The sequence below is a fragment of the Flintibacter faecis genome, assembly GCF_014287875.1.
Classification (GTDB): domain Bacteria; phylum Bacillota; class Clostridia; order Oscillospirales; family Oscillospiraceae; genus Lawsonibacter; species Lawsonibacter faecis_A.
Genome location: NZ_JACOPN010000005.1, coordinates 116,468 through 143,077 on the forward strand (window position 1 = coordinate 116,468; position 26,610 = coordinate 143,077).

Annotated in this window: 23 protein-coding genes; 8 read left to right on the forward strand and 15 right to left on the reverse strand. The window is 60.2% G+C overall.

Going from position 1 to position 26,610, the window contains the following annotated elements:
• Positions 1 to 410 precede the first annotated feature (410 nt).
• The 5 genes from serS to H8S55_RS08405 form a co-directional block, all read right to left on the reverse strand.
• Positions 411 to 1,715 (reverse strand): serine--tRNA ligase, encoded by a 1,305-nt coding sequence (serS, locus tag H8S55_RS08385; RefSeq protein WP_186878611.1) that lies wholly within the window; start codon positions 1,713 to 1,715, stop codon positions 411 to 413.
• Between the two features lie 501 nt (positions 1,716 to 2,216).
• Complete coding sequence (locus tag H8S55_RS08390; protein ID WP_147563858.1) at positions 2,217 to 2,867, reverse strand: hypothetical protein; 651 nt, start codon at positions 2,865 to 2,867, stop codon at positions 2,217 to 2,219.
• Entirely contained in the window at positions 2,864 to 3,754 is an 891-nt protein-coding gene (locus H8S55_RS08395) for a ParB/RepB/Spo0J family partition protein (protein ID WP_186878612.1), read from the reverse strand. The genes H8S55_RS08390 and H8S55_RS08395 overlap by 4 nt, the downstream gene beginning before the upstream one ends.
• 415 nt (positions 3,755 to 4,169) lie before the next feature.
• A complete protein-coding gene (locus H8S55_RS08400) occupies positions 4,170 to 4,934 on the reverse strand; it encodes a ParA family protein (protein WP_186878613.1) in 765 nt (254 codons plus the stop codon).
• Between the two features lie 338 nt (positions 4,935 to 5,272).
• Positions 5,273 to 6,082 carry a ParB/RepB/Spo0J family partition protein gene (locus H8S55_RS08405; protein ID WP_186878614.1) on the reverse strand — a complete coding sequence of 270 codons (810 nt, stop codon included), beginning with the start codon at positions 6,080 to 6,082 and terminating at the stop codon, positions 5,273 to 5,275.
• A gap of 259 nt (positions 6,083 to 6,341) precedes the next feature.
• On the opposite strand from H8S55_RS08405, the gene H8S55_RS08410 reads away from it, so the two are divergent.
• The 6 genes from H8S55_RS08410 (at position 6,342) to H8S55_RS08435 (ending at position 14,440) form a co-directional block, all read left to right on the forward strand.
• Positions 6,342 to 7,583: a dicarboxylate/amino acid:cation symporter gene (locus tag H8S55_RS08410; protein WP_186878615.1), complete on the forward strand. Its 1,242-nt coding sequence runs from the start codon at positions 6,342 to 6,344 to the stop codon at positions 7,581 to 7,583.
• A 995-nt stretch (positions 7,584 to 8,578) separates the two neighbouring features.
• Entirely contained in the window at positions 8,579 to 9,157 is a 579-nt protein-coding gene (locus H8S55_RS08415) for a xanthine phosphoribosyltransferase (RefSeq protein WP_147563937.1), read from the forward strand.
• Positions 9,158 to 9,257: 100 nt separating this feature from the next.
• The gene (locus tag H8S55_RS08420) at positions 9,258 to 10,514 is read left to right on the forward strand and encodes a BMP family ABC transporter substrate-binding protein (RefSeq protein WP_186878616.1); all 1,257 of its coding nucleotides are present in this window, start codon (positions 9,258 to 9,260) and stop codon (positions 10,512 to 10,514) included.
• A 180-nt stretch (positions 10,515 to 10,694) separates the two neighbouring features.
• Positions 10,695 to 12,338, forward strand: a complete 1,644-nt coding sequence (locus H8S55_RS08425; RefSeq protein ID WP_243200530.1) for an ABC transporter ATP-binding protein — start codon at positions 10,695 to 10,697, stop codon at positions 12,336 to 12,338.
• A gap of 1 nt (position 12,339) precedes the next feature.
• Positions 12,340 to 13,455 carry an ABC transporter permease gene (locus tag H8S55_RS08430; RefSeq protein WP_186878617.1) on the forward strand — a complete coding sequence of 372 codons (1,116 nt, stop codon included), beginning with the start codon at positions 12,340 to 12,342 and terminating at the stop codon, positions 13,453 to 13,455.
• Complete coding sequence (locus H8S55_RS08435) at positions 13,442 to 14,440, forward strand: ABC transporter permease (RefSeq protein ID WP_227147639.1); 999 nt, start codon at positions 13,442 to 13,444, stop codon at positions 14,438 to 14,440. Before H8S55_RS08430 ends, H8S55_RS08435 begins: the two co-directional genes overlap by 14 nt.
• 65 nt (positions 14,441 to 14,505) lie before the next feature.
• Here the strand turns inward: H8S55_RS08435 and H8S55_RS08440 are convergent, their stop codons facing one another.
• The 6 genes from H8S55_RS08440 to H8S55_RS08465 all read right to left on the reverse strand — a co-directional run bounded on the left by H8S55_RS08440 (position 14,506) and on the right by H8S55_RS08465 (position 18,494).
• The gene (locus tag H8S55_RS08440; RefSeq protein ID WP_147563941.1) at positions 14,506 to 14,751 is read right to left on the reverse strand and encodes a hypothetical protein; all 246 of its coding nucleotides are present in this window, start codon (positions 14,749 to 14,751) and stop codon (positions 14,506 to 14,508) included.
• 17 nt (positions 14,752 to 14,768) lie between these two features.
• Complete coding sequence (locus H8S55_RS08445; protein WP_186878618.1) at positions 14,769 to 15,638, reverse strand: hypothetical protein; 870 nt, start codon at positions 15,636 to 15,638, stop codon at positions 14,769 to 14,771.
• Between the two features lie 25 nt (positions 15,639 to 15,663).
• Complete coding sequence (locus H8S55_RS08450; protein ID WP_186878619.1) at positions 15,664 to 16,017, reverse strand: hypothetical protein; 354 nt, start codon at positions 16,015 to 16,017, stop codon at positions 15,664 to 15,666.
• 278 nt (positions 16,018 to 16,295) lie between these two features.
• Positions 16,296 to 17,573, reverse strand: coding sequence for a carboxypeptidase-like regulatory domain-containing protein (locus tag H8S55_RS08455; RefSeq protein ID WP_186878620.1), 1,278 nt, complete (start codon positions 17,571 to 17,573; stop codon positions 16,296 to 16,298).
• A gap of 20 nt (positions 17,574 to 17,593) precedes the next feature.
• On the reverse strand, positions 17,594 to 18,007 hold the full coding sequence (locus tag H8S55_RS08460) for a hypothetical protein (protein WP_186878621.1): 414 nt from the start codon (positions 18,005 to 18,007) through the stop codon (positions 17,594 to 17,596).
• A 25-nt stretch (positions 18,008 to 18,032) separates the two neighbouring features.
• On the reverse strand, positions 18,033 to 18,494 hold the full coding sequence (locus H8S55_RS08465; protein ID WP_186878622.1) for a helix-turn-helix domain-containing protein: 462 nt from the start codon (positions 18,492 to 18,494) through the stop codon (positions 18,033 to 18,035).
• 351 nt (positions 18,495 to 18,845) lie between these two features.
• On the opposite strand from H8S55_RS08465, the gene spoIIP reads away from it, so the two are divergent.
• Together spoIIP and tadA are read left to right on the forward strand one after the other, a co-directional pair.
• Positions 18,846 to 19,997 carry a stage II sporulation protein P gene (gene spoIIP / locus H8S55_RS08470; RefSeq protein WP_186878623.1) on the forward strand — a complete coding sequence of 384 codons (1,152 nt, stop codon included), beginning with the start codon at positions 18,846 to 18,848 and terminating at the stop codon, positions 19,995 to 19,997.
• Between the two features lie 247 nt (positions 19,998 to 20,244).
• Entirely contained in the window at positions 20,245 to 20,706 is a 462-nt protein-coding gene (tadA, locus tag H8S55_RS08475; RefSeq protein ID WP_186878624.1) for a tRNA adenosine(34) deaminase TadA, read from the forward strand.
• Between the two features lie 621 nt (positions 20,707 to 21,327).
• Here the strand turns inward: tadA and H8S55_RS08480 are convergent.
• The 4 genes from H8S55_RS08480 to H8S55_RS08495 all read right to left on the reverse strand — a co-directional run bounded on the left by H8S55_RS08480 (position 21,328) and on the right by H8S55_RS08495 (position 26,164).
• A complete protein-coding gene (locus H8S55_RS08480) occupies positions 21,328 to 22,587 on the reverse strand; it encodes an acetyl-CoA C-acetyltransferase (RefSeq protein WP_186878693.1) in 1,260 nt (419 codons plus the stop codon).
• Between the two features lie 334 nt (positions 22,588 to 22,921).
• Entirely contained in the window at positions 22,922 to 24,940 is a 2,019-nt protein-coding gene (locus H8S55_RS08485; RefSeq protein ID WP_186878625.1) for a hypothetical protein, read from the reverse strand.
• Positions 24,894 to 25,796, reverse strand: coding sequence for an ABC transporter ATP-binding protein (locus H8S55_RS08490; RefSeq protein WP_186878626.1), 903 nt, complete (start codon positions 25,794 to 25,796; stop codon positions 24,894 to 24,896). The genes H8S55_RS08485 and H8S55_RS08490 overlap by 47 nt, the downstream gene beginning before the upstream one ends.
• Positions 25,793 to 26,164: a GntR family transcriptional regulator gene (locus tag H8S55_RS08495; protein ID WP_186878627.1), complete on the reverse strand. Its 372-nt coding sequence runs from the start codon at positions 26,162 to 26,164 to the stop codon at positions 25,793 to 25,795. The genes H8S55_RS08490 and H8S55_RS08495 overlap by 4 nt, the downstream gene beginning before the upstream one ends.
• Positions 26,165 to 26,610: the final 446 nt, after the last annotated feature.

Below are 26,610 nucleotides of genomic sequence, written 5' to 3' on the forward strand. Positions count from 1 at the left end.
AGCGCTCCGCCCCCATGACCCGCCCCCGGAAACCGTTGGGGCCCAAGGGTTTCCGGGCTTGACCGCTCTGGAGCCATTTTCAGAGGCCAAAATGACCCAGGATAGGGTCGGGGACAGCGTGAGCGGCTGGAGAAGGGTAAAACAAACCGTAATAATATCCGAAAATATTACAGAAAGATATGGAGCGAGCAGTTTTCCACATTCGGAGCGGGAGATGGGGAAAAGCGGGGGAGGGGAGTGGAGTGGGGTGGGGAACGGATTGCCACGTCGCTGCGCTCCTCGCAATGACAAAAATCTGAAGGCTGTCGGTTCGACACGAAACCGATTTACTGTCATTGCGAGGAGGTCCGAAGGACCGACGCGGCAATCCGTCCTCCCCAACTCATCCCTCCTAACTCCTACTTTCTAACTTACTTCTTGGGCACCAGCACCTGGGTGCCGCCCATGTAGGGCCACAGCACCTCGGGGATGGTGACGGAGCCGTCGGCCTGGAGGTTGTTCTCCAGGAAGGCGATGAGCATCCGGGGGGGAGCCACCACGGTGTTGTTCAGGGTGTGGGGCAGATACATCTTGCCGTCCTCGCCCTTCACCCGCATCTTCAGGCGGCGGGCCTGGGCATCGCCCAGGTTGGAGCAGGAGCAAACCTCGAAATACTTCTGCTGGCGGGGGGACCAGGCCTCGATGTCGCAGGACTTTACCTTCAGGTCGGCCAGGTCGCCGGAGCAGCACTCCAGCTGGCGGACGGGGATGTCCAGGCTGCGGAACAGCTCCACGGAGTACTGCCACATCTGCTCATACCACTTCATGGAGTCCTCGGGCTTGCAGACCACGATCATCTCCTGCTTCTCGAACTGGTGGATACGGTAGACGCCACGCTCCTCGATGCCGTGGGCGCCCTTCTCCTTGCGGAAGCAGGGGGAGTAGGAGGTGAGGGTCTGGGGCAGGGTGGCCTCGGGGATGATCTGGTCGATGAACTTGCCGATCATGGAGTGCTCGCTGGTGCCGATGAGGTACAGGTCCTCGCCCTCGATCTTATACATCATGGCCTCCATGTCGGTCTGGGACATGACGCCCTCCACCACGTTGCCGTGGATCATGAAGGGGGGGATGCAGAAGGTAAAGCCCTTGTTGATCATAAAGTCACGGGCATAGGCCAGCACCGCCTCGTGGAGCCGGGCGATGTCGCCCATCAGGTAGTAGAAGCCGTTGCCGGAGACACGGCCGGCGGCGTCCATGTCGATGCCGTGGAAGGACTCCATGATCTGGGTGTGGTAGGGGATCTCAAAATCGGGGGTGACGGGCTCGCCGAAGCGCTGGACCTCCACGTTGGCGGAGTCGTCGGGGCCGATGGGCACGGAGGGGTCGATGATATTGGGGATCTGGAGCATGATGTGGCGGATCTGGGCGGCCAGCTCGGTCTCCTTGGCCTCCAGCTCGGCCAGCCGGTCGGCGCTGGCCTTCACCTTGGCCTTGGCGGCCTCGGCCTCGGCCAGCTTGCTGGGGTCCTTTTTGGCCTGGCCCATCAGCATGCCCACCTGCTTGGACAGGGTGTTGCGCTGGGCCCGCAGGTCGTTGGCCTCGTTCACTGCGGCACGGTTCTCCTCGTCCAGAGCCAGCACCTGGTCCACCAGGGGCAGCTTGGCGTCCTGGAACTTCTTCTTGATGTTCTCCTTGACGATTTCGGGATTCTCCCGGACAAATTTCATATCCAGCATCGTTGATTTCTCCTTATTATAATAAAGTTTAAGAATCTGCGGAAAAAGCCTTCCCCTGGGGGAAGGTGCCCCCGAAGGGGGCGGATGAGGGGAACGCCGAAGGGCCTTTTAGGCTCTCGTCGAAACCGCTCAGTTTTCGCCGCCCTTCCCCTCATCCGTCATGGCTGCGCCATGCCACCTTCCCCCAGGGGAAGGCTTTAGGGGGGCGGTTTTAGCCTTCCCCACCCTGGGGGGAAGGTGCCCCGAAGGGGCGGATGAGGGGGACCATCGGTGGTGCATTCGTTATCGGCGGGCGGCCCTCTCCGCCCCCTGCGGGGGCACCTCCCCCAAAGGGGGAGGCAAGAGAGAGCGGTGTCGAAAGAACGTCCTTGGCTCCCCCTGCGGGGGCCGATTCCCCTTATCAAGGGGAAATGTCCTGAAGGGACAAAAGGGATAGGGATCCTGGCACGGCGCAGCCGTGACTGAGAGGGCCTTCACGTTTCACGTGAAACATCTCGCCCATCAGTGCAGGGCGTGATAGATCTCCTCATACCGGTGATAGGGGGAGAAGCGGCCGTTTTTGGTGGCGCTCTCCTGGGGGAGGTAGTTCTTCAGGGGGTCGCCGTCGCCGGTGTCCTCCAGATGGCGCATCAGGGTGCGGCAAAGGGCGTACTTGCCCCGGACATAGGCCTCGTCCACCTGCCAGAACCAGTCCAGAGCCTGGGCCGAGCGCTGCTGCCACTCCACGGTGTCCTGGGATGCGGCCAGGTCCTGCTCCAGCTGCTGCTTTTCCTGTTCCAGGTTGGATATCTGGGTCTCCAGATGGTCCATGGACTGCTTCAGATATTCGTTCTCCTGATACAGGTTGTCCAGAGACTGGACGGCGGAGACCGACTGCTGCTGCAGCTGGTTCAGCTTGTCGTTGGACTGCTGCTGGAGGATGTCGTTCTGGCGGCGCTCCATCATAAAGGTATACAGCAGCAGGACAAAGGCGGCGGCGAACAGGATGGTGATATACTGGAACACCGACTTCTGCCGGTGCTTGTGGGAGTGCTCGGGCTTTTTCTCCGGTTCCGGCTGCTGGGCAGGGGGATCGGCTTCGGGTGGATGATATCCGCCCCTACGGTCAGATTCCTCCGGGGTAGGGGAGAGGGGCTGCTTTTCTTCGCTCACAGAGATTCCACCTCCCCGCCGTCACGCTGCTGGAGCAGGGCCAGCAGGCTCTCTAAGTCCTGGTCGTCGTAATACTCCAGCTGAATGCGGCCCTTTTTCCCCTTGTGGGAGATGGTGACCTTCCGGCCCAGGGAGCTGGACAGGCTCTTCTCCACCTCGCCCAGATAGAGGGCCAGGTCGGGGCGCTCGGGCTCTTTCGGGGGTTTTTCCCCCTTTTGCAGGGCCTTGATCAGGGCCTCGGTCTGGCGGACGGACAGCTGGTGCTCCATCACCTGTTTTGCGGCCTGGCGCTGCAGGTCGGCGCTGGGGGCGGCCAGGATGGCCCGGGCGTGTCCGGCGGACAGCTGTTCCTCCTCCACCAGGGCCAGCACGTCCTGGGGCAGGGCCAGCAGGCGGAGCATGTTGGTGATGGCCGGGCGGGATTTGCCCATGCGCTGGGCCACCTGCTCCTGGGTCAGACCGTATTCCTCCATCAGCACCTGATAGCCCTGGGCCTCCTCCACGGGGTTCAGGTCCTCCCGCTGCAGGTTTTCGATGAGACCCAGCTCCATGACCTTTCGGTCGTCCGCCTCGATGATGACGGCGGGGACCTGGTCCAGTCCGGCGGACTTGGCTGCCCGCCACCGCCGCTCGCCGGCGATGATCTGATAGTAGCCCGAGGGCAGCCGCCGCACCGTCAGGGGCTGGATGACCCCGTGGACCCGGATGGACTCGGCCAGATCGGCCAGGGACTCCGGGTCAAAGCGCTTTCGCGGCTGATTCAGGCCGGGCTCCACCTGGGAGATGGGCAGCGAGACGGAGCCCTCCCCCTGGGCGGGCAGGTCCGGGTCGCCGAACAGGGCATCCAGCCCCCGGCCCAGACCGGTCTCAAGTTTTCGTTTTGCCATATCAAACCTCGATTTCTTTTATAAGCAACTGAAATGTTGGCATTGTGTCATTCCGAGGAGCGCAGCACCCGCAAGGGGTACGCCGCATCCGTAAGGCAGCAAAGCTGCCAACGGCTGCGCAGCGACGTGGGAATCCGTATCTCCCGTCCCTTGGCCCCCTTGTTAAAGGCCGATTCCCCTTATCAAGGGGAAATGTCCCGAAGGGACAAAAGGGATAGGGCTAGCTGTCAGCGAAGCTGACTGAGGGATTCCGTTTCCAGGATAGCTTTCCTATGGTCGGAATCCTTCCGTCACGGGCTGCGCCCGTGCCACCTCCCTTTAACAAGGGAGGCTGCTGGACGTGGGTTACGGATTGCCGCGTCGGCCCGTTGGGCCTCCTCGCAATGACAGAAACGCTGGCTAATAATCGCTTTGCCTAATTCTTATCGTGGATGGCGATCATCTCCTGGGCCAGGGCGGTGTAGGCCTCCGCCCCCCGGGAGAAGGGGTCGTATGCGGTGACGGGTTTGCCGTGGCTGGGGGCCTCGGACAGGCGGACGTTCCGGGGGATCACTGTGGCGTATACCTGGCCGGGGAAGTGGCGCTTCACCTCCGCCGCCACCTGGAGGGACAGGTTGGTGCGGCTGTCGAACATGGTCAGCAGCACGCCCTCCAGAGCCAGCTCGGGGTTCATCTTCCGCTTTACCAGCCGGACGGTGGCCAGCAGGTCGCTGAGTCCCTCCAGGGCGTAATACTCACACTGCACCGGCACCAGAAGGGAGCCGGCGGCGCACAGGGCGTTCACCGTGAGCATCTCCAGGGAGGGGGGGCAGTCGATGAGGATGTAGTCATACCGGGGGGAGAGGATGTCCAGGGCCTGCTTGAGCAGGGTCTCCCGGTGGTCGATGCCGATCATCTCCACGCCGGCCCCTGCCAGGGCCTTGTTGGAGGGGAGCACGTCCCCGTATTTGGTGGATACCACCGCCCGCTCCACATCTGCGCCGTTGATGAGCACGTCGTAGATGTTGGGAGAAGCGCCGTTTTTGTCCACGCCCAGGCCGGAGGTGGCGTTGGCCTGGGGGTCGAAATCGCACAGCAGCACCCGTTTTCCCTGGGCGCAGAGGGTGGCTGTCAGGTTGACGGTGGTGGTGGTTTTGCCCACGCCGCCCTTTTGGTTGACCACTGCGATGATTCTGGCCATGTTTTGCCTCCTAAATTCGGAAAGGGTCTACCTTATATAAACAGAAGGGCATTGCCGGGAGTATTTACATAAGGCCGTTTGCAGTATCCCATTATAACAATCACCGCCGGGCATTTCAACCGTTTTGCCCGGCTTTTTCACCTTGTGGCAGGAAAAAGACGGGATTTTCTTGCCGTGGAACGGAACGATCATAAAAAACAGCCATGTTTCACGTGAAACATGCGAGAAACCATCTAAGCTGTATACAATGTGTACGCAGGAAGGAACGAAAAAAGACCGCCCGATAGGCGGTCCAGAAGGAGTATCATGGAGGAAGTGATCAACGGAGTTTGACAATACTAAGGGCGGGGCGACGTGGGGATACGGATGGTGAGGGTGATGGCATCCTGGTCGTCCTGGCGCTGGCACTGGGCGTCCACACCCGCCGAGCGCATCACGTCCAGACTGTGGGAGATGGTGTTGAGAAACAGGCGCACATCCTTGACGATGAGCACAGGGCGGCGCTTCTTGGGGGGCGGAGCGCGGAGCATAGACTCCACCAGGGCCTCCGTCTGGGCCACGGTGAGCTTGTCCCGGATGACCCGGTCCGCCGTCCGGCGCTGCGCTTCCCCATCCGGCAGGCGGAGCAGGGCCCGGGCGTGGCGCTCGGTACAGCCCGCGTCCCGCAGGGAGGACAGCACCTCTTGAGGCAGCTTAAGGAGCCGCAGCTTGTTGGCGATGGCCGACTGGCTCTTGCCCAGCCGCCGGGCCAGCTCCTCCTGGGACAGGGCAAAGTCCTCCTGCAGCCGCCGCAGGGCCAGGGCCTCCTCCCAGAAGTCCAGATCCCGGCGCTGTAGATTTTCCACCAGGGCGAACAGGGAGGAGGTCTGGCCGTCGGCCTGAACGGACAGACAGGGCACCTGCTGCAGGCCCGCCAGCTTGGCCGCCCGCAGGCGGCGCTCCCCCGCCACCAGCTCCCAGCCGTGCTCTCCCCGGCGGACCGTGAGGGGCTGGAGCAGCCCCATAGAGCGGATGGAGCCGGCCAGCTCCTCCAGCTCGGGCTGGGAGAACTGGGTGCGGGGCTGGCCCGGATTGGGCGCAATATCCTCCACAGGCAGAAACAGCACCCGCCCGCTGTCATATAGCCCCTTTCTCGTGAGAAAACCCATGGTGGTCCCCGCTTTCGTTCTGATATGGTCAGGAATAGTTTACCATATCATGGAATTAAAACCGTCGAAATATGGGCCGGGGAAATAATTTTCCTGCAGCGGGACAGAAAGAACCGAAAAAAGCCGGACGGAAATGTGAAATTTCGCCGAAACAGAGGGAAAAATATCTTGAAAAAGAGGAAAAATGCCGATATAATGGGAGAGAAAAAGAGAAGAAATCGACGTGGAGAGAACAACACCAGAAATTGGAGGAAAGAAAATGAACACAAAGAAACTGCCCCTTGCATTTTGGATTTTCGTAGGCCTGGTCGTCGGCATCGTGGCCGGTCTGGCCCTGATGGCCATTCCCGGCGGCGTGGACTTTGCCAAGACCTACGTCAAGCCCTTCGGCACCATCTTTCTGAACCTCATTAAGTTCATTGTGGTGCCCATCGTCCTGTTTTCCATCACCGCCGGCATCATCTCCATGGGGGACATCAAAAAGCTGGGCTCGGTGGGCGTGAAAACCATCGTCTATTACATGTGCACCACCGCCGGAGCGGTGATCATCGCCCTGGTGCTGGCCAACCTGTGCAAGGGCTTCTTCCCGCCCCTGGATAAGCTCTCCTCCGGGGAGTATACCGCCGGCGATCCGGTGAGCTTTATGGACACCCTGGTGAACATCTTCCCCGCCAACATCATCGAACCCATGCGTTCGGCCTCCATGCTCCAGGTCATTGTCATCGCCATCCTCTTCGGCGTGGGCATTCTCATCGCCGGGGAGAAGGGCCTGGTGTGTGCCCAGGTGGTAGACAGCTTTAACGAGGTGTCCATGAAGGTCATGGACCTGATCATCCGCCTGTCCCCTGTGGGCGTGGCCTGCCTGCTGGCCCCGGTGGTGGCGGAGAATGGCCCCAAGATCCTGGGTGCCCTGGCCGCCGTGCTGCTGGTGGCCTATATCGGCTATGTGATCCACGCCCTGGCCGTCTATTCCTTCAGCATGGCCGCCCTGGCCCGGATCTCCCCTGTGACCTTCTTCCGGGAGATGGTCCCCGCCATGATGATGGCCTTCTCCTCCGCCTCCTCTGTGGGCACCCTGCCCTTCACCCTGGAGTGCGCCGAGAAGCTGGGGGCCAGAAAGGAGATCGCCTCCTTCGTCATCCCCCTGGGGGCCACCATCAACATGGACGGCACCGCTATCTACCAGGGCGTGTGCGCCGTGTTCATCGCCTCCTGCTTTAACATCGACCTGACCCTGGGCCAGATGGTCACCATCGTCCTCACCGCCACTCTGGCCTCCATCGGCACCGCCGGTGTGCCCGGTGCAGGCATGGTCATGCTGGCCATGGTGCTGGAGAGCGTGGGCCTGCCCGTGGAGGGCATCGGCCTGGTCATGGGCGTGGACCGCATCTTTGACATGGGCCGCACCACCGTGAATATCACCGGCGACGCCGCCTGCGCCGTGGTCATTTCCAAAATGGAGGAGCGGAAAGAGCAGCGCACCCGGGGCGTGCTGGGCTGAGAGAGTTTGAAAATTTTCCACGAAAAACAGCCGCCGAAAGGCGGCTGTTTTTCTGCCTTCCCCTGGGGCCGATTCCCCTTGTCAAGGGGAAATGTCCCACAGGGACAAAAGGGATAGGGCAGGTGGCCCGCAGGGCCGGATGAGGGGAACGCCAAAGGGCTTGTAGCGCTAACGTTAAAATGGACGTGGTTTTCGCCCTGCGGGGGACGAGGGACAGAATCCTTCCGTCACGGCTTCGCCGTGCCACCTCCCTTTCACAAGGGAGGCTGATGTTCCGCACCAATAGGCCCCCTTGTGAAAGGGGGCTGGCATCGCCGCAAGGCGATGACTGGAGGATTCCGTCGAAAATGCGGTGGTCATCGTGGGCGGACACAGAGGTCCGCCCCTACGAGAGCCATCGTAACCTGGTGTAGGGGCGGACCTCCGTGTCCGCCCGTCGATAACGGCTGCACCCCCGTGGTCCCCCTCATCCGTCATGGCTGCGCCGTCGTTGGCAGCTTTGCTGCCTTACGGATGCGGCGTACCCCTTGCGGGTGCATCCGCCCCCGGCGGGCCGCTGGGGACAGCGGCCCCTACGGACGAGGTTCGTCACATCCGCCCCTACGAGAGCGATGTGACCTGCCGATTTTCAAATACACCCCGCAATATTAAAATCAGATTCAACCCCCCGTATCAAAACCACCCCGTTTCCCCGGAAAACCCGGCCATTTTCACCAGAAATCTTAGAAAATCAAAACCGCAAATAAATTTGTGGAAAAGTCGGTGGAAAGTGTGAAAAGCGGGGGAGAACGCTGACGTTTCTTGCGATTTAGGTGTTTGGGCCTGTCTGCCCGGGGGAGGGAGAAAAAAAGAAGGGCGGCGGGGGAAAAGAAATTAAAAAAAGGGATTGCAGGGCGAAAAAATTTCTTGTACAATAACACTGTATCGACATGATCCGCGTGGCCCGTTTTTCCGGGCCATTGTCATTTTTTAAAGAGGAAGGGCGGAACAGGACTATGGAGCTGTTGAAGCAGCGCATCCGCAAGGATGGCACTGTGAAGGGGAACGACGTTTTGAAGGTGGACAGTTTTCTGAACCACCAGATGGATGTTGCCCTTTTTGAGGAGATCGGCAAGGAGTTTAAGCGGCTGTACGAGGGCTGCGGCGTGAACAAGATATTGACCATCGAGGCCTCGGGCATCGGGATCGCTTGTGTCACGGCGCAGTCTTTTCATTGCCCGGTGGTGTTTGCCAAGAAGAGCCAGAGCAAGAACATCGACGGCGCAGTGTATGCCACCAAGGTGCAGTCCTTCACCCACGGAAAGATCTATGACGTGATCGTCTCTAAAAAGTTCCTGGGGCCGGAGGACAAGGTACTCATCATCGACGACTTTCTGGCCAACGGTGCGGCCCTGGAGGGCCTCATCGACCTGGTCCGCCAGGCGGGGGCCACCCTGGTGGGTGCCGGTATCGTGGTGGAGAAGGCCTTCCAGCCCGGTGGCGACCGGCTGCGGGCCCAGGGCATCCGGGTGGAGTCCCTGGCCCGGGTAAAATCCATGAGCGAGGAGACCGGCGTGGTCTTTGTGGACGACTGAATTGGAATTAAGGCCGGGGGACCGGCTTTAAGATAGGGCGGAAGAACATTCTGCCCGAGAAAGAAAAACCGCAAAAATATCAAGGAGGAATTATTCACCCATGAAGAAACTGCTTGCAATGGTCATGGCCGTCGCCATGACCCTGTCCCTGGCCGCCTGCGGCGGGAACAGCACCCCCGCCGCCAGCGGCTCCACCGGCTCCGCCAGCTCCGAGGCCGGTTCCGCTGCCAACGCCGACTTTAAGGTTGGTGCCATCTACATCAACAGCAAGAACGACACCGCCGGCTATACCTACGCCCACCACAACGGCATCACCAAGGCCATGGAGGAACTGGGCCTGGACCCCGACAGCCAGCTGGTCATTGTGGACGAGGTGCACGACAACAACTATGACGGCATCGCCAGCGCCGTGGACACCCTGGTGGCCGCCGACTGCAACATCATCTTCGGCATCTCCTTCGGCTATATGCAGGCCATGGCTGACAAGGCTCAGGAGTATCCCGACGTGATCTTCTCCCACGCCACCGGCTATATGAGCAACGATACCAACTTCAACAACTACTTTGGCCGCATCTATCAGGCCCGCTATCTGGCCGGTGTGGCCGCCGGTCTGAAGAGCCTGGAGACGGGCAACAACAACCTGGGCTATGTCTCCGCCTTCGGCACCGAGTACGCCGAGACCTGCTCCGGCATCAACGGCTTTACCCTGGGCGCTCAGGCCGTGAACCCCAACGCCAAGGTCTATGTGAAGGAACTGGGTGACTGGGCCGACGAGGTGAACGAGTCCGCCTTTGCCAAGGAGCTGATCCAGAACTATAACTGCGGCGTCATCTCCCAGCACTGCGACTCCGCCCAGCCCCAGATCGCCGCTCAGGATGCCGGTGTGTTCGGCTGCGGCTATAACTCCGACATGACCGCCGACGCCCCCAAGGCCCACCTGACCGCCGCCATCTGGAACTGGAACGTGTACTATCACACCGCCATCCAGGCCGCCATGGACTGCAACGGCGATGCCTCCCAGTTCGTCACCAAGATGGGCGGCGGTGCCTACTACGGCGGCCTGGCCCAGGACTTTGTGGACGTGTCCCCCCTGAACCAGGACACCGTGGCCCCCGGCACCGATGCCGCCATCGAGGCCGTGAAGGCCAAGATCGTCTCCGGCGAGTGGGATGTGTTCTCCGGCGTGAAGCTGCACGTCAACGTGAACACTGACGGCACCGTGTCCGTGGACCAGGCCGACGAGGCCCTGGTGGACAATGCGGGCAACGAGATCGTTGCCGCCGGCGGCCCCAGCGTGGAGGACAGCGTCATCACCGGCTCCATGAACTACTTTGTGGCCGGGGTGGAGGAGGCCTAAGGCCCCCTGCCCGGACAATCAAAGACCCGAAACCCGGGCCGGCCGGATATCCGGCCGGCCCGGACTTTTTTGCCGACCCAGGTCGGCCTTTGCTGTTGGGGCCGGAGTCAGTGCAGCTGCCGGCCCGAACAGGAGAGAACAACGGCGGAGGGTTCCGCCGGGACAAAGGAGGAATTTTTTATGGCGGAGCGACCCTGTGCCATTGAGATGCGGGGCATCACCAAGACCTTTGGCAGCGTGACGGCCAACCACAACGTCCACCTGGACCTGCGCCAGGGGGAGATCCTGGCCCTGCTGGGGGAGAACGGCTCGGGCAAGACCACCCTGATGAACATGCTCTCCGGCATTTATCAGCCGGACGCGGGAGAAATTTTGGTGGAGGGCAAACCCGTCTCCATCAATTCCCCGGAGGACGCCAAAAAGCTGGGCATCGGCATGGTCCACCAGCACTTCAAGCTGGTGGACGTGTTCACCGCGGCGGACAACATCTGGATGGGCAAGGAGAAGGCGGGCTTTACGCTGAAGAAGGACCGCTGCCGTGAAATTCAGGACATGGTGGGCAGGTTCGGCTTTGCCCTGGACCCCGGCAAGAAGGTCTGCAACATGGCCGTGTCGGAAAAGCAGACCCTAGAGATCATCAAGGTTCTGTATTACGGGGCCAAGGTCATCATCCTGGACGAGCCCACCGCCGTGCTCACGGTGCAGGAGATCGAAAAGCTGTTCGCCGTCCTGCGCCGGATGCGGGACGAGGGGCACTCCATCATCATCATCACCCACAAATTAAACGAGGTGATGGAGCTGTCTGACCGGGTGGCCATCCTGCGCAAGGGGGAGTATATCACCACCGTGGACACCGCCCAGACCAACGAGCAGGAGCTGACCGAGTGGATGGTGGGCCGGAAGATCGACCTGAACATCCAGCGCCCCGTGGTGGAGAAGACCCGGCCCCTGCTGGAGATAAGGGACCTGACCATCCGCAGCGACGAGGGGGCCGTGGCCATCGACCACGTGAACTTCTATATCCGGGGGGGCGAAATTTTAGGCGTGGCGGGCATCGCCGGCTGCGGCCAGAAGGAGCTGTGCGAGGCCATCGCCGGGCTGCGCCCCGTCCAGTCCGGCCTGATGATCCACAAGGGGGACAACATCGTGGGGCTCTCCCCCAAGGCCATCCTGGAAAAGGGCATCTCCATGTCCTTTATCCCGGAGGACCGGCTGGGCATGGGCCTGGCCCCCTCCCTGTCCATCACGGACAACATGATCCTGAAAAATTATGCCCTGGCCAAGGGCCCCTTTGTGGACCGGAAGGGGGGCCGGGCGGATGCGGAACACGTCATTCAGGAGCTGGAGGTGGTCACCCCCTCCACCGAGACGCCGGTGCGCCGCCTGTCCGGCGGCAACGTGCAGAAGGTGCTGCTGGGCCGGGAGATCAAGGCCGGGCCCAACGTCATCGTCACCGCCTATCCCGTGCGGGGGCTGGACATCAACTCCTCCTATGCCATCTATCACATCCTGAACCAGCAGAAGCAGAGCGGCGTGGGCATCCTGTTCGTGGGCGAGGACCTGGACGTGATGCTGGCATTGTGCGACAAGATCATGGTGCTGTGCCACGGAAAGGTCATGGGCGTGGTCCACGCCCACAAGACCACCAAGGAGGAGCTTGGCCTGATGATGACCGGGGCGCTGGACCTGTCAAACCGCTATGAGGACAAGCCCGCCGGCTATGCCAAGGACACCAACATCACCCCCCAGGAGCTGGCCCAGCTGGAGCGCCAGAACCGGGAGCAGACAGAGGCCGAACAGGCCGTGGAACAGGAGGAGAAGTGAGATGCGCTTTCATGTGGTAAAGCGGGACGGCTGCCCCCTGTGGAAGAAGCTGGGGCTGTATGTCCTGGCGGTGCTGGCCGCGTTGATCCTGGGCGGCGTGGTGCTGCTGGCCCTGGGGGTGGACCCCCTGGCCTATTACAGCCGCATGTTCACCATGGGCATGGTGGGCAACAAGATCGCCTATAAGACCTTTGAGAACTATTTAAAAGTGTTCGTGCCCCTGGCCCTGACCTCGGTGGCCCTGTCCCTGGCCTTTAAAATGCGCTTTTGGAACATCGGCGGCGAGGGGCAGTTCATCCTGGGCGCTGTGGCGGCGGCCACGGTGGCCTTCAAGCTGGGGCCGGTGCTGCCCTCGGCTGCGACGCTGCTCCTCATGTGTCTGGCCGGGATGCTGGCCGCCGGGGTCTACGGGGCCATCGTGGCGGTGCTGAAGGTGAAGTTCGGCACCAACGAGACCCTGATGACCCTGATGCTCAACTATGTGGCCCTGTATTTTGTCACGTTTTTGGGGGAGACCCAGGCCGACTGGAACTTCTATCTGGACAAGAGCTCCGCCCGGCCCATGTTCGCCACCTTCTCCCAGTATGCCGCCTTCCCCCGCATTCCCCTGGGCAAGTTCGGGCTGAACGTGTGCGTCATCTTCACCTTTGTCATCGGCATTCTGGTGTTCGTCTATCTGAAATACACCAAGCACGGCTATGAGATCGCCGTGGTGGGCGACAGCGTGGGCACCGCCCGGTATGCGGGCATGAAGGTGGACCGCATCGTGCTGCGCACCGTGTTCCTGTCCGCCTGTCTCATCGGCCTGGCCGCCGCCTTTAAGGTGGGCACCGCCGGGGTGCTGGCCACCTCTATCACCGACGACGTGGGCTGGACGGGCATCATCGTGGCCTGGCTGTCTCAGATGAACACCGCCGTCATCTTTGTGGTGTCCGCCCTCATCGGTATGCTGCGCTATGGCTCCACGGTGGCTGCGGCCACCTTCGCCCGGGTGGACTCCAGCTTTGCCAACATGCTCCAGGGGGCCATCCTGTTCCTGGTGCTGGCGGCGGACTTCTGCACCCGCTTTAAAGTGGTTCCCGTGAAGAAAGGGGGAAACGACAATGGAAATGGATAAGCTGGGGGTGGTCACCTCCTTTGTACATAACATTGTGGTCTATAACATCCCGCTGCTGTACGGCACGGTGGGGGAGATCATGGTGGAGAAGTCGGGCAGTCTGAACCTGGGCGTGGAGGGCATCATGGCCGTGGGTGCCATCTTCGGCTATATCATCGGCTGTTACACCAACAGTCTGCTCATCGGCATCCTCACCGCCTTTTTGGCCGGGGCCCTGTGCGGGCTGCTGTTTGCCGCCCTCACCGTCTCCCTCCAGGCCAACCAGAACATCACCGGCCTGACCCTGACTACCTTTGGCCTGGGCGTATATTTCTTCGTGGGCAACGGCCTGAAGGCCGTCCGCTGGCCCGCCATGAACGACTATTCCGGCATCAAAAACGGCTTTGCGAATTTACCCATCCCCGGCCTGTCCAAGCTGCCCCTCATCGGCGAGGGCCTGTTTGACCACAACCTGCTGGTCTATCTGGGCGTGGTCATCGCCATCGTGGCCTGGTGGTATCTCAACCGCACCACCCCCGGCCTGCGGCTGCGGGCGGTGGGGGAGAACCCCGGCGCCGCCGACTCCGTGGGCGTGAACGTGAAGCGCTTTCAGTATATCCACATCTGCATTGGCTGCGGCATCATGGGCCTGGGCGGCTATTACATGGGCCTGAACATGTCCGGCTCCTTCTCCAGCAGCTGCTGGATCAACGGCTATGGCTGGATCGCAGTGGCCCTGGTCATCTTCGCCAACTGGAACCCCGCCCTGGCCATTCTGGGCACCTTTGTCTTCGGCTTTTTCAGCACCCTGCGGGTGTCCGGCAGCAGCCTGGCCGCCGCCTTCCCCGCCGCCCTGGGCTGGCTGGCCAAGGTCCCCACCCAGCTCTATCAGGCCCTGCCCTTCCTCATCACCGCCGTGGTCCTGGTGGCCACCTCCGTGCGGAAACGGGAGGGCTCCGGCTGCCCCGCCGCCCTGGGACTGAACTATTTCCGGGAAGAGCGGTAAATGGAAAACACAAAAAACCGGGCAGAGCCATGTAGCTTACACATGGTTCTGCCCGGAAGTTTTGTTTAGAGATACAGTAGGCCAAATAGGATGATCGCCGCTATCATGATCGGTGTCAGGACGGCAAGTACCTTCAAATAGGCGGAGTTTTTTGCTATGCCCTGGCGGTAGGTCCGCACCGCAGTGACCAGACTGCACACCAGAAAAAAGAGTGCCAGAAGTGGGCGGTGGTACACAACGGGAACGGGCGTCTGGGGCAGGAAAATGATAAAGCCAGCGAATATGCACAGGAAGAGCAGGATAATTTTCATGGTCGTCACGCCTCCTTTTAGGGTGCCCGCTTGGTGAAGTACAGCACCGTGTCGATGGGCGCATAGTAGTAATAAAACCCCCGGTGCCCCTGGGTGATGAGGGTGGACTCCCCGGTGGTCTGGTCGGTGAGGAGATAGTGGTTGTTTCCCAGGCTCTCATACGTCCCCTGGGAGAACTTCGTCCGCTGGCCGTCGTCCACCTCCAGGTAGTATTGGTCTTTGTTGAAAAATTGCGCATTGTAGAAGGCCCCATCTGTCCACTCCGTCTGATACATGCCGAACATACTGCCCAGGGGATTCAGGGCGTACAGGCGATACAGAGCCGCCGCCAGGGACACCCCCAGGACCAGGACGAGCAGCAGTAGGACTTTTTCAAGAGAAGTTCGTTTGGTCATGGCGGTTTCCGCCTTCTCAGCGCACGGGTCCCTCTTTTTCAGCACCCAGACCAGCTGCAGGAGCATGAGCAGCTCCGGGTAGATGGCGTACATAAACAGGCGGTAGAAGTCCACGTTGTACTTGATGTACCACCGAATGAACAGGGCTGCCGCCGTGACCAGGACGATCTCCGCGGCGATGATCGGGCGGCTGTGCCCGAATCGCTCCCGGTGGAGCCAAACATAGACGGCGTTGGCCCAGAAGAGGACCTGGGCCACCCAGTTCAGGGCCAGGGCAGTTCCTGTGATTTGGGTAAAGTAATTGTGCTGCCAAGCGGGTTGCTGCCACTCTTGGCAGAGCCAACCCCAATTCTCGTAGCTTATCAAATGTACCTTTGGGTCTACCACGATCATACCCCAAAGCCCTATGAGCTCAATCAGAAAGATTGCCTGAAAGACCAGCGCGCAGAGCAGCATCTCCCACCGCCATTGGCGCTCGTTCCATAAAATCATAGTTGGCTCCTTTCTCTGTCGGCCTTTAGTCGGTCTCCATAGGAAGGTCATAGATGTCGCTGAATGGTACATTCTCTGTGGTCCAGCGGGTGACCTCGCCGGTGTTGTGGTCCACGCGGATGAAGTCGATTCGACCACGTTCTAAATCGGCCATGGCGATGGCAGTACCGTCATGGGTGGAGCTGACGCATATCCCCGTGTTGTCTTCCGACAGGGGGAGCCGGATGCTGTAAGACGGGTCGCCGTTGCCGTCTTTTTTCTCAAACGCACCGGGAGTCCAGGTCATTTTGTCCGACTTTTCTCCGGCGCAGCCGAACAGCGCCGCAACCAAAACCAAAGCCAGCGCCGCCGTGATCCATCGTTTCCAGGTGTGTTTCATGTGGTCAGCTCCTTTCTCCGTTGTGGCCCGAACGGGCCGGTCAGTCGTTTTATGTACAGGGGAAGGATATGGGAATGGTAGTTCTGTAAGCATTGTATCATGGAATTTGCGTTTTGTATAGAAGAACAATAAGATTTAATAGAAATGGGTGGGCAGAGCCAAGAAGGCTCTGCCCAGAAATTTTGGTTAGAGATGCAGTAGACCAAAGAGAAGGATAATTGGCGTGATGACTAATGCCAAAGATACGGATGCTTTTGAATGGCTACTACGTTGTTATGCTAAGAGCGGGTGACTAGTTTGCTGAAACCTTGTCCAGAATTTGTGAAATAGTATTTTGCGATATCAACAGCTTTATTGCCGTTCAGCGCTTTTTTTGCAGCTCCACTTTGGCAGTATCCCCTTCGGTGACCATCAGCGCCGGTAAACAGATCGGAACAGCTTTTTGCTTTTACACCTGGCCAATTATCTGGGTGATCAATGGTCCCTTTGTTTTTACAGCTGGAAAACCATTCGGTCATTAGGTACTGATACGTAGAACTACTAGGTTTGTAGTATAAGATAACCGTACTTGGAGCGCCGTTTGCATTGACAAACATAGCAGAAAGCGCTTTAGGAAGGATTGAGTAGCTCTGTGTAGTATCGTAGGCATGGCACCCTGGAGCACAAACATCATAGCCAGAGTGTTTAATATAGACTTTTTGAAGAGCCTCAATATATGTGTTGCATATTAGTGCCTGTGCTGCATAAACTTGTAGTATGTCCGTATCACTCATATTTAATCCGCTATAATAAGCGGGTGGATATTGTTCAGACGCTACAGTGTGATACACATACTCTTGTCTATCGACTGTTTCAGTTATCCCATCGTGATATACTTTCACTGTTGAATACGCAGTTGGGATTGAACTCATAGGATTATTTGGTTTTCTCGTTGCGCGCATACCGCTTGCGACTAGCTCATCTAACGACTCTTCCTGTGCACATTCTCCAACATGCTCGTGTAGAGTGTCGCGATTCACGGAGAATTCTCTATCATCACAAATCTTAAACTCGAAGATGTTTGTGCCTCCTGCATTTGTGACAACATAGTTTAGGTATGTTCCGTTTTTATACCCGTTCGCAGACACCTCCCAATCGTATTTACCATCGGGGAGATTTACGATTTGAAACCGTCCGTCTTTGTCAGTAGATACAAGTTCCACTCCGTTTGCATTTATCTTTGCGTTAGCAATAGGCTGTTTAGTATAGAGGTCGAGGACCATGCCTACTACGTTGGAGACTGCGGTTTCATCACTGTTGCCAGCTACCATATTAGGCAGTGCCACTCTGGACTCGCCAGATGCGTAGTGGACAAAATTGGAGCTTACATCCTCTTTAGTCATGGCAGCATCAATGTCCGAATCAAGGTTTACGTCAGACGTATCTACAGTAACCATGACACCGTCTTCCATAACGTAAGAAGTGTTTTTGCTAGAGACTGCCTCAAGTGCATACACGCCGGTCAGCATCGTGGCAATACACAGCGCGAGGGCTAACATTCGGCGAGCTTTCTTCATTTTCAGTTCCTCCTTGTAGTTTAGTAATTTACATACCCAGACACCTTGATTTCCTTGGACGAATTGTTTCTGATTTGCAGCGTGTAGCTGCCATTTTTCTCGACTTTCATGGTCTTGTCGATTTTCCCGCTGGTCACGTTGAAATAGCGGAAGTTTCCATCGGGGTCGATAAGACCGAAGTCTACGCTTCCGTCAGGCGTATAGCTGGCGTTAAAGCGTACCGTTTCGCCAGCGGTCAAGTGGAACGACTGACTTGAATGTGCTTTCTGCTTCGCTTGAATCGTAATGTGGAAAGAGTCGGAGGCGCGGGTTACCCCGAATGTCGCAATGCTGATTTCTTCTGCGGGGACATCTACCGCACAGGCAGAGCCGTACAAACAACCCAGCATCAAAGCAACGGCAAGAGCTGCAAAACAGATTTTGTTGCGCTTCATTGGTATTACCTCCTTCCGTTGTTACTTACCACTCATCAAAAGAAAACGATATATCTGAATAGGAATTATCATTTTCTTCAGCGGTATCTGTGCTTACGTCGTACATGGACACCGGCTGTCTCTCCTTCCATTGGAGATAGTACGCCGTGCCCGCCGCTGTGACCAGGACCAGCACAGCGGCAGCAGCCAGGGCCGCCAGAGCCAGGAGCCATTTCCGGTGTTTCCGGGCGGACTTGGGTTTTTCCTGTGGCGGTGCAGGCTGGGCTGTGGGCGGGGGCGTGGGAGTGTCCAGGTCGTCGTTGAGCAGGTAGTCGGTGGAGACCTGGAACACCTGGGCCAGGCTCTTCACGCTGTCGGCCAGGGGTTGGACGGCCCCGGTCTCCCACCGGGAGATGGCCTGGCGGGACACCCCCAGCCGGTCGGCCAGGTCCTGCTGAGACAGGCCGTTTTGCTTTCTCAGTTCGATCATCTTTTTCGCAAGACTCATGGTTTTCTGCTCCTATCCTATCGAAGTGCATGGCAAAAGTAAACCATACGGAGGTTGCATCGGGGGCAACAACATGTTACATGGGTGAAGTTTAACATATTTTTTGTATTTTGAATAGGAAAACGGGAAAAATTGACGGGGCAGAGGGACGGATTGCCACGTCGGGGCTTTGCCCCTCCTCGCAATGACACGATGCCAAGCTTTCCCCCTCCCAGGGGAAGGCTATATATATACTGAAATATTCAAACATGATTCAACATTTCGTACTGAAAAATGCCCTGTCATACCCCTGCCTGTCCCCTCATACACTGTTGGATACAGAGGGTCACGCAGGATAAGGAGGGCGGATGCATGGAGGGCAAAGGACGTGGACTGGGACGGGCTGTGCGCCGGGGGGTGGCCCTGGGATTGACCGGGGCGGCCCTTTGGTGCATGAGCTGGGCGGCGGACCTGACGGGCTGGCTGGGCCGGGCAAAAGCGGCGGGGGAGCGTTCGGCAGTGGCGGTGGCCCTGCTGTCGGCCCAGCTGGGGGACAGTGCGGGGACAGACAAGCTGTCCGGCTGGAGCCGGCTGGTACTCAGTCAGTCCGCCCTGCTGCGGGCGGGACTCGGCGCTGCCGCCGAAGAGACCGACCCGGAGGAGCACCCGGAGCCCTCCTCCGGCGAAGAGCACGAGGAGGACCGGGAGGAGCCCCGGCTCTCTCACCAGGGGGACGACGGCATCATCGAGATGACCGCCCAAGGGAAGAGCGGCGGGAAGTATCTCTTCGGCCAGGGGGTCTATCTCTACAACCGGACGGGCTATGACCTGGACGAGTCGGTGCTGACCCAGGGGAGCGTGGACGTAAATCTGGGGGAGGGGCCCCAGATCCTCATCGTCCACACCCACGGCAGCGAGGCCTACGCCCAGACGGACGGGGACACCTATGAGCCCAGCGACCCCTACCGCACCACCGACTGCACCCACAACGTGGTGCGGGTGGGGGAGGAGATGGCCACCGTGTTCCGGGCCCACGGCTTTGGGGTGGTCCACGACCCCACCCTGTATGATTACCCCTCCTACACCGGGGCCTATGACCGCTCCGGGGCGGCGGTGGAACAGTGGCTGACCAAATACCCGACGATCCAGATCGTGCTGGATGTCCACCGGGACGCGCTGGTGGGCAAGGACGGCCAGGTGTATAAAATGGTGGCCCAGGAGGCGGGGCAGAAGGTCGCCCAGGTGATGCTGGTGGTGGGCTCTGACGGCGGGGGCAAAGAACATCCCCGGTGGCGGGACAACCTGGCCTTCGCCGTGCTGCTCCAGCAGGGGCTGACCCGGGGCTATAGCCAGCTGGCCCGGCCCATCGTCCTGCGCAACAGCCGGTATAACCAGCAGCTGCTCCCCGGCTCCCTGCTGGTGGAGGTGGGCGGTCACGGCAACACCCTGACAGAAGCGGTGGACGCCGCCCGCCTGTGGGCGGACAACGTGGCCAGGACGCTGCTGGCCCGGGAGAAGGGGTGAAAACTTTCCACAAAATTGGACGAAAATGTGGAAACTTTCACGAGCAGCGTACTGTCATTGCGAGGAGGCCGCAGGCCGACGTGGCAATCCGTTCCTTTCGAGCAAGAGACGGGGGAGACGGATTCCCACGTCGCTTCGCTCCTCGGAATGACATTCTTCCCTTGCACTCAGACCGTCCATCGGGTACACTGGAGAAAATGCGATTCCGGGCGGATGATATCCGCCCCTACGGGGAGAGGGCGACCACATGGACCACGAAAAATATATGCGTATGGCGCTGGAGCTGGCGGCCCAGGCGGAGGGGGACGGGGACGTGCCCGTGGGCTGCGTCATCGTGAAGGCGGACCGGGTCATCGGCCGGGGCCGCAACCGCCGGGAGGAGCGGGGGGACGCCACCGCCCATGCGGAGGTGGAGGCCATCCGGGATGCCTGTGCCCGCACAGGGAGCTGGCGGCTGACGGACTGCACCCTGTATGTCACCCTGGAGCCCTGCCCCATGTGCGCCGGGGCCATCATCAATTCCCGCATCCGCACTCTGCGCTATGGCACCCGGGACGACAAGGCTGGCTGCTGCGGCTCGGTGCTGAATTTGTTCGAGGAGCGCTTCAACCACCACCCGCGGATCTACCAGGGGCCGCTGAAAGAGGAGTGCGAGAGTCAGCTCCAGGACTTCTTCCGGGGATTAAGAGAAAAGAGCGGGGAGATTTAATGCTTCTGTAACAGTTTTTCTGAATTTTTGTAATATCATCCGGCTATACTCATACTTGCAAGGCAAGAGCATCTTTTCATTCTATCCTCCAATCTTTTGGGACGGCTGCCGGGGAGACCCGGCAGCCGTTCTCTTATGCAGGACGGCGTTTGAAATATTTAAAACTTATGTAACATTTAATGTTGGATTTGTTAATAACTTTTTCGTATCATAGACTTCGCAAGAGACAGTTCGTTTCATTTTAATCCTCTTTTTCAACGGCAAACCCGGATGCTTTGGAGCTGGCATCCGGGTTTTGCTATATTTTAGATAGTTTGAGAGACCCCTCAGTCACTTGTGGCAACGGTCTGTCCTCTCCGCCCCTGCGGGGGCACCTCCCCCGAAGGGGGAGGCAAGGGGGACGGGGGAACGGATTGCCACGTCGCTGCGCTCCTCGCAATGACAAGCCTATCTTGGCTCCCCCTGTGGGGGAGCTGGCACGGCGTTAGCCGTGACTGAGAGGGCGGGCGGACACAGAGGTCCGCCCCTACAAGAGCTATCGTAACCTTTCCAACAACGCAAAAACCCCGGACCTACGTTTCCGCAGGTCCGGGGTTCAACTTTATTTCTTCAGTTAGAAGCTCAGCACTTCTCGAAGATGGTGGCCACGCCCTGGCCGCCGCCGATGCACAGGGTGGCAAGGCCCTTCTTGGCCTCGTCCCGCTTGAGCATCTCGTGGAGCAGGGTGACGATGATGCGGGCACCGGAAGCGCCGACAGGGTGACCCAGAGCGATGGCACCGCCGTTGACGTTGACCTTGCTCATGTCAAAGTGCAGCTCGCGGGCCACAGCGATGGACTGGGCGGCAAAGGCCTCGTTGGCCTCGATCAGGTCCATATCCTCAATCTTCAGGTCGGCCTTGGCCATGGCCTGACGGGAGGCGGGCACGGGGCCCACGCCCATGATCTTGGGGTCCACGCCGCCCTGGCCCCAGGAGACCAGCTTGGCAATGGGCTTCAGGCCGTACTTCTCCACGGCCTCGCCGGAGGCCAGGATGATGGCGGCAGCGCCGTCGTTGATGCCGGAGGCGTTGGCGGCGGTCACGCGCTGGACGTGCTTGTGGGCATCGGCCTCGTGGATCTGGGTGGGCTGGAAGGTGTGCTCGATGGTGTCCTCAACGCCCTCGGGACCCACGGGGAAGGCACCGCGCAGCTTGGCTACACTCTCGGCGGTGGTGCCGAAGCGGGGGAACTCGTCCACCTTGAACTCCACGGTCTCCTTCTTCTTCTTGATCATAACGGGGACGATCTCGTCCTCGAAGCGGCCGGCCTTGATGGCGGCCTCGGCCTTCTGCTGGGAGGCGGCGCCGAAGGCGTCCAGCTCCTCACGGGTGATGCCCCACACATCGCAGATGTTCTCGGCGGTGGTGCCCATGTGATAGTTGTTGAACGCATCCCACAGACCGTCGCGGATCATGGTGTCGATGACCTTCTTGTCACCCATGCGGGCACCCCAGCGCTCCTCGGGCAGGGCATAGGGGGCAGCGGACATATTTTCCATGCCGCCGGCCACCACGATGTCGGCATCGCCGGAGAGGATGGCGCGGCCGCCCTCGATGACGGACTTCATGCCGGAGCCGCACACCATGCCCACGGTGTAGGCGGGGGCGGACAGGGGCACGCCGGCCTTCACAGCGGCCTGACGGGCGGGGTTCTGGCCCAGGGCGGAGGTGAGGATGCAGCCGAACATGACCTCGTCCACGTGCTCGGGGGCCACGTTGGCCCGCTTCAGGGCCTCCTTGATGACCAGAGCGCCCAGCTCTACGGCGGGAGTATCCTTCAGAGAGCCGCCATAGGAGCCGATGGCAGTGCGGCAGCAGTTAACAACATAAACTTCCTTCATCATGTAAAACCTCCAACATAAATTTGGCGTCTCTTCTCAAGACGCATGTCTCAAGTCTACATTCAACATCATTATATCGGAACAGCTGAAAAAAAGCAATGCAGGAAATTCGTGTTTCCCGGAGAATTTATGTCTCAGGTTGACGGAAGGGATAGAGATAAACTTGCCTTCCCCTGGGGGAAGGTGGCGCGCAGCGCCGGATGAGGGGAAAGCTGCCGATGACCGAGCACTTTCGACGGAGGGCTGGAAAAGCCCTTTGGCGTTCCCCTCATCCGCCCCAGTGTGCCCACTGGGGCACCTTCTCCCAGGAGAAGGCTTGATTCACTTTTACTTGTCAGCCCGTAATGGTCGCCGTGGGCCCGTCTGCTCCGCCGATGACACCGTAGCTGGAGGCAAGGTCATCCATGGCGGGCTCGTCCGGTTCAATGGAGACAGTCTCCGAACCGGATCTGTCCCAGCCGCCGTCCACATAGTCATCGTCGCCGCTGTCCCGGCTGTGGGGCTGGAGCTGATAGTCATTGCCCAGACCGGTGGACTCCAGCACGGCCAAAGTATTGGCGGCCTGGGGGGTGAGGGTGACGGTGACGCTGCGGTAGAAGTCCTCCTGTTCGCCGTCTTTATTCATGTGGCCCCAGGTGAAGGACAGGTCGGTGACATAGGTGTTCTCGCTGCGCTCCTCGTCGTCGAAGAGATAGCGCTTGCCGATGTTCCCAGCATCGAAGTCCGCCTTCACGGCCTGCCACAGCTGCTGGCCATAGTCGTCCATGGACAGGTCGGTATAGGACTGCTTCCGGGTGTTGTACACGCTGCGCAGATAGGTTTCCATCAGCGTGCCCTGTTCCGCCTGGTCAAAGCCATAGGCCTGGGTGACGAGGCTGCGGTCAGAGATCAGCTGGCCCACCTGCCAGGTGAGGGTGCCCTCGGCGTGCTCCTCAGCCTTGTACAGGAACACCTGGCTGTACCGCCGGGTCAAGCGGGTGCCGTCGGTCAGGGTGTAGTCCAGGCTGACATAGACGGAGTTGCCGATGTTGTCCTCCAGCCGGTCCTTGTCCCGGATGATGGCCTTGTGCAGGTCGATGACCTGCTGGACGTGCTGGGGGTCGGTGAGCTCCAGCCCCGAGAGCCGGCCGCTGTCATAGGGATAGCCGGACTCCAGGTACAGGCGGACGGAGGCCACCTCTCCGGCCTGGGGGATGCGGGCCTCGATGCCGAAGGGGTCCAGGAAGCACACCAGGCACAGGGCGGCCATGGCCGCCGTCATGGCCAGGCAGCGCTTCCAGGCTCCCAGCACCCGGAAGGACTTTTTCAGCAGCATCTCCGCCACGAAGAAGCCCACCGCTGTCCAGATCAGGGCACACAGGGTCAGGGCCAGGGGGTCCTCATAGCAGCCGAAGAACAGGGCGGTGAACAGGCCCAGGGACAGCCCGGCGCAGAAGGCCACGCCGATCTGGAACAGGGGGCGGACCAGGGGGATGGACACCACGTCTCCGGCGGACTCCACCTGGCGGGCCCGGTAGATCAGCAGGGCCAGCACCGCCAGCACCACCCCCGCCCCGGCATAGATGGCCACCAGCAGGGGGTCGTCGATGGACCAGCTGTGGGGGTTATAGATGTGGCCGTTGGCATCGATAAGGGCGTATAGGGGGGTGAGGTAATAGACAGGGCCGCCGGAGGGGTCCTGGAAGAAGAAGCCGTAGTAGAACTGGTCCAGCAGACTTTGGATCAGGGCGTAGACGCCCAGGGCCAGGCCGTTGAGCACCCCATAAAAGACGGGCAGGGCCAGAATGTGCCCGGTGAACATGGCACAGAAGGCGGCGAAGGAGAAGAAGAACAGGCAGGCGCCGCTGTGGGCCAAAAACCACACGGCCAGACAGGGCAGAGCGTCGGCCCACATGCTGGGGGGCAGCAGGGCCAGCTCCACCAGCACCCCGCACAGGGCCACCGCCGCCACGGGCAGCAGCAGGAAGGACAGCCCGGCCAGATACTGGGTGACGAACAGGGTCTCCCGGCGCATGGGCAGGGCGTGCATCATGCAGGCGGAGCGGTTATCATAAAGGTAGCCGAAGCAGGCCATGGCGCACAGCAGCCCCATCAGGGCGGCCAGCCAGACGCCGGGGGCCAGATACTCGGGGATGGATTGGGCCAGGTCCAGCAGCAGGTCCTGGGGCGTGCCGGTCCCGCCGGTCCAGCGGAGATAGTTGAAATAGCGGTTCATCAGATTCAGAGGAATGGCAAACATCCAAAACAGGCCGTACAGGGCCCAGAGGGGCCAGAAGCGGGCCATGGTCTTGCGATAGAGGGCCCCGTTAAAGCACGATGTCCCGGACCGCATAGTCCTCACCTCCCAATTCATAAATAAAGATCTCCTCCAGAGACAGGGGCAGGGCCTCCAGCAGCAGGGGCTGATAGGCGGCCATGCGGGCCTTGATATCTGCGGGGTTGCCCCGGACGATGTAGGTGAACACCCGGCCGATCTGGCTGGTGTGGAGGATGTTCAGGTCGTCGGGCAGCTGGGGGGGCTCCGGCTGGGGGAAGGCCACCTGCAGCTTGACCACGTTGTCCTGCAGGTCGGTGAGGGAGCGCTCCAGCAGCACCTTGCCGTGGGACAGGATGCCCACATGGTCGCACACGTCCTCCAGCTCCCGCAGGTTGTGGGAGCTGACCAGCACGGTGGTGCCCCGCTGGGCCACGTCGCCCATGAGCAAAGACCACACCTGGCGGCGCATCACCGGGTCCAGGCCGTCCACCGGCTCGTCCAGCACCAGCACCTGGGGCTGGCAGCACAGGGCCAGCCAGAAGGCGGACTGCTTCTGCATGCCCTTGGACAGGCGGCGGATGGGCTGCTTGTCGTCCACGTCGGGAAAGGCCTCCCGCAGGGCCTCGTACCGCTTGCCGTCGAAGGCGGGGTACATCCCCCGGTAAAAGCGGGCCATGTCCCGGGTGGAGGCGGAGGGGAAGTAGTACAGGTCGTCGGGGATGACGGCGATCTTGGCCTTCACCGCCGGGTTTTCAAACACCGGCTGGCCGTCCACCAAAATGGAGCCGGAGTCGGGGCGATAGACCCCCATGATGTGGCGCAGGATGGTGGACTTGCCCGCACCGTTGGGGCCCACCAGGCCGTAGATCGAGCCCTGCTCCACCGTCATGGTCAGGCCGTCCAGAGCCCGAAAGCCGTCGAAGCTTTTGGTCACGTTGTTCACTTTTATCACTGGCGAACACCTCCATCTAACTTACTAAGGCGCTGGGACAGGGCGTCGGCGGACAGGCCCAGGAACATAAGCTCTGTGGCCGTGTCGTCAAAGACCCGCAGCAGGCCGTCCCGCCGGGCGCTGTCCACCTGGTGGTGGGGCGCAGCGAAGGAGCCCTTGCCGGGGACGGAGCTGACATAGCCCTCCGCCTCCAGCAGCTCATAGGCCCGCTGGATGGTGTTGGGGTTGATGGCCAGGTTGGTGGCCATGGCCCGTACAGTGGGGAGCTGCTCCCCCTCCTGAATGATGCCGGACACCATCAGCCGGCGCAGGCCGTCCCGCACCTGCTCGTAAATGGGCCGGGCATCCCGATAGTCCAGATTCAGCATCAGCTGCCTCCTTTCCCCGGCGCTTCCGCCGGAACTGTATGAGTCTTGCTAGTACAATCCAGTATAGCCGGGAGAAGCGGGAAATACAATTAAGAAAGGCTTAAGATTTCCTTTAGATTGGGGGGAGAGTTAGGAGTTAGGAGTTAGGAGTTAGGAGTTAGGAGTTAGGAGTTAGGAGTTAGGAGTTAGGAGTTATAGCCTTCGCCCCGCAGGGGAGAAGGTGGCATGGCGAAGCCATGACGGATGAGGGGGACCACGGGGGTGCATACGCTGTCGAATGGGCGGACCTCCGTGTCCGCCCGCCCTCTCAGTCACGGCTTACGCCGCGCCAGCTCCCCCAAGGGGGGAGCCAAGATAGGCCCCGCCTGTCATTGCGAGGAGCGAAGCGACGTGGCGATCCGTTTTTGCTCAAAGCGCTCAAAGCCTTCCCACATAGGAAGTCCTGA